At 50.5% G+C, this 3,268-nt stretch carries 4 protein-coding genes; 1 reads left to right on the top strand and 3 read right to left on the bottom strand.

Annotation, left to right across the window (positions count from 1 at the left end):
- Nucleotides 1–285: AI-2E family transporter (locus AB1690_00020; GenBank protein MEW6013689.1), on the top strand; the 285-nt coding region annotated here is incomplete at its 5' end.
- A 102-nt stretch (nt 286–387) separates the two neighbouring features.
- On the opposite strand, the gene AB1690_00015 is transcribed toward AB1690_00020, so the two are convergent.
- The 3 genes from AB1690_00015 to AB1690_00005 form a co-directional block, all read right to left on the bottom strand.
- The gene (locus AB1690_00015; GenBank protein MEW6013688.1) at nt 388–1,485 is read right to left on the bottom strand and encodes an ABC transporter permease; all 1,098 of its coding nucleotides are present in this window, start codon (nt 1,483–1,485) and stop codon (nt 388–390) included.
- Nucleotides 1,486–1,491: 6 nt separating this feature from the next.
- On the bottom strand, nt 1,492–2,598 hold the full coding sequence (locus tag AB1690_00010; protein ID MEW6013687.1) for an ABC transporter permease: 1,107 nt from the start codon (nt 2,596–2,598) through the stop codon (nt 1,492–1,494).
- Nucleotides 2,591–3,268 (bottom strand): ABC transporter ATP-binding protein (locus AB1690_00005; protein MEW6013686.1); only part of this gene is annotated, 678 nt, incomplete at its 5' end. The genes AB1690_00005 and AB1690_00010, both read right to left, overlap by 8 nt.

The following is a 3,268-nucleotide window of genomic DNA, read 5'->3' as shown; positions in this document are numbered from 1 at the left end:
CTGATTTTGAGCGGGTCGGTTGTGAAGGGGATTATTATTATCGCGCTGGGGACAGTTGTAGTGAGCCAGATAGATAATTTTGTACGGCCGATGCTGTTCCGGAACAAAACCAAAATGCACACGCTGCTTCTTTTTTTCTCGATAATGGGGGGAATCGTAGTTTTCGGTCTGGTTGGGGTGGTCCTCGGTCCGCTGGTGACGGCGATTTTTTTGACGCTGCTCAAGATTTTTGAGTTGAAGATTCGTCCCGAAGAGGCGATGGATTCGGTGTCAAGCGCGGAATGACAGGCAATCCCGAATTATAAGATATCATGACCTCGCTTACTCCGGGGCCGGAGTTCGGGGGATTCTGACTTCCGCCATTAAGATTATGTGAAGCAAGCCAGCCTATTTCGTCCGTTTTGAGAAACGGATCCAGGAAAAAGTGAATATCACCAGACCGAAGAGGACCATGGCGGCGACCTCGAAATAGAGATGTTCCATCGTTGCCGCCTTCATCATGATGCCGCGGACAATTTTCATGAAATAGCGTAAGGGGTTAAGATAAGTGATATACTGTACTGATTGCGGCATATTCTCAATCGGAGTGAAGAAGCCGGAAGTGAGGATGGCAAAGACGGAAAAGAACCAGGCATAGAACATTGCCTGCTGCTGGGTTTTGGAAACGGTGGAAATGAACATTCCGATGCCGAGAGTGGTGAAGAGAAACAGGAAGGAGAGTCCATAAAGAAGCGCCCAGGAGCCGGCAAAGGGGATTTTGAACCAGAGAATTCCAACGAAAAGCGCTACCGACATTTCCAGAAAGCCGATAATCGCGAAGGGGATAGTTTTCCCGAGAATCAACGCCGGGGTTGTGATTGGAGTCACCAGCAGCTGCTCCAACGTTCCGATTTCCCGTTCGCGGACGATTGCCATCGAGGTCAACATCACGGTGACCATTGTCAGGAGTAGGGTTACGATTCCCGGCACCATAAAATAGACCGATTCCCCTTCGGGATTGTAGAGTCGTTTCTGACGAATAGAAAGGGGCGGGATGAAACCGGTAACTTTTTTATTGAATTGGCTGGTGATGACATTGGCATACCCGCTGGCAATGGAGGCGGAATTGGCATTAGCGCCATCGACAATAAAGCCGACATCAACCGAGCCTGTCTGATGGAGCTTTTCGGAAAAACCAGGCGGTATTATGAGAGCGACATTATAGCGGGAATTTTTCAATCCGCGGGCGGCGTCGAGGAGCGGCAGGTCCGCTGATTCGACCAGGAAATAGTTTCCCGCGGCCAGCGATTTCTGGTACTCGCGCGACAATTCGCTCCGGTCATAGTCATAGACGGCCGTATAGATATTTTTTACGTCGACATTTATGGCGTATCCCAGAATCATCAACTGAATAATGGGCATGACGAATATTACCCGGAGCATGTTCCGGTCACGGATAACCTGGAAGAACTCTTTTTTCATCAGCGCCAGAATAGTGCGTCGCATAGTTACCTATCCTATCTTCAGGCTGAATTTTTTGGTGGCGACGGTCAGCAGGAATATGGTCAACAGAATCAGGAATGACCCCTGAACCCACAAGATGGTGAAATCGGCCCCTTTGAGCATGATGCCTCGAATGATTACCAGAAAATATTTTGCCGGCACGATGTAGGTGAGATACTGAAGAATCTGGGGCATATTTTTGATTTCGAAGATATATCCCGAGAGCATAACCGACGGCAATACTGTTACCAGCTGCGCCGCCATCATCGCCAGCTGCTGGGTTTTGACGAGAGTGGAGATGAATATTCCGATAGAGAGGGCGGCGATAATATAGATGACGCCGAAGAAGAGCATCAGGAGTATCGAGCCGTTGAAGGGAACGCCGAAGTGGAAGACGGCGAACAGGAGAATCAGGATGCCGTCAAGTAAAGCCAGTCCGATATACGGAATTACTTTGCCGATAATCAATTGTCGGGGTGTTACCGGGGCGGTCAGAAGCTGCTCCATGGTGCCGGTTTCTTTTTCGCGGGCGATTGTGATGGAGGTCAGGAGCGCCGAAATCATCATCAAGATAACGGCAATCAATCCCGGCACAAAAAAGTGGGAAGATTTCAGGTCGGGGTTGTAGAGGACCTGAGTGGAGAGTTTGACGCCGGGAATCTCCATTCCGGGGGGGAGTTTGGCTTCGATGAAGCGCATCAGGGCCATGCTGGAATAACTGGAGGTTGCCGCCGACATATTGGCATCGGCGCCATCGACAGTCAGACCCAACTCAAAATCCTCGCGGCTGGCGACGGCATCAGCAAAACCATGGGGAATGACCAGAACGGCGTTGGCGTCGCCCGTTTTCAGTATTTTTTCAGGGTCATAGAGGTCCGGCGCGGCTTTCGATTGGAGGAAGTAACCGCTGTTATAGAAGTATCCGACCAGTTCGCGCGATTCGAACGATTTATCGAAGTCGAGCACCGCCAGTTTGATATTCTTGATATCCAGGTTGATGGCATAACCGTAGAGGAAGGTCATCAGAATTGGCATCAGAATGGCGATGATGAGGGAGCGAGGGTCGCGGAGGATATGCCGGAGTTCTTTTATGGCGATATATCTTATCTTATCCATTGCTTTCCCCTCGCGAAATCAGTGAGATGAAGGCTTCCTGCAGATTGGGCTGATTGTATTTTTTGACCAATTCCTGGGGATTGCCAATTTCGACGATTTTACCACGGTGCATGATGGATATCCGGCGGCAGAATTCGGCTTCATCCATGTAGTGCGTAGTTACAAAAAGAGTAGTGCCTTCATCGGCAAGGCGATAGAGTATCTCCCAGAATTTTCGGCGGAAGACCGGGTCAACCCCACCAGTAGGCTCATCCAGGAAAAGTATCTGAGGTCGGTGAAGGAGCGATGCCGCCAGCGCCAGCCGCTGTCGCCAGCCGGTCGGGAGCGATTCGGTGGGACGGTCGATGAATTCATTCAAGTCGAGGCTTTCGCCCAGTTCGGCGATACGGTCTTTAAGGTCGCCGGATGGAATTTGATAAACAGAACCGTAGAATTGAAGGTTTTCCCGTCCGGTCAGGTCGCGGTAGAGGGAGAATTTCTGCGACATATACCCGATACTCTGTTTGATTTTTTCGCTCTCGGTGAAGATATTGAAGCCGTTGACGGTTCCGGAGCCGGAGGTAGGGAGAAGTAAGCCGCAGAGCATCCGGATAGCGGTCGTTTTTCCGGCGCCATTGGCGCCAAGAAATCCGAAAATTTCTCCTTTTTCGACCGTGAGAGAAATCTCATC

It is taken from the genome of Candidatus Zixiibacteriota bacterium (genome assembly GCA_040753495.1).
GTDB lineage: Bacteria > Zixibacteria > MSB-5A5 > GN15 > PGXB01 > DYGG01.
The sequence above is the reverse complement of the archived record's forward strand: the minus strand, read 5'-3'. Positions and strand labels throughout refer to the sequence as shown.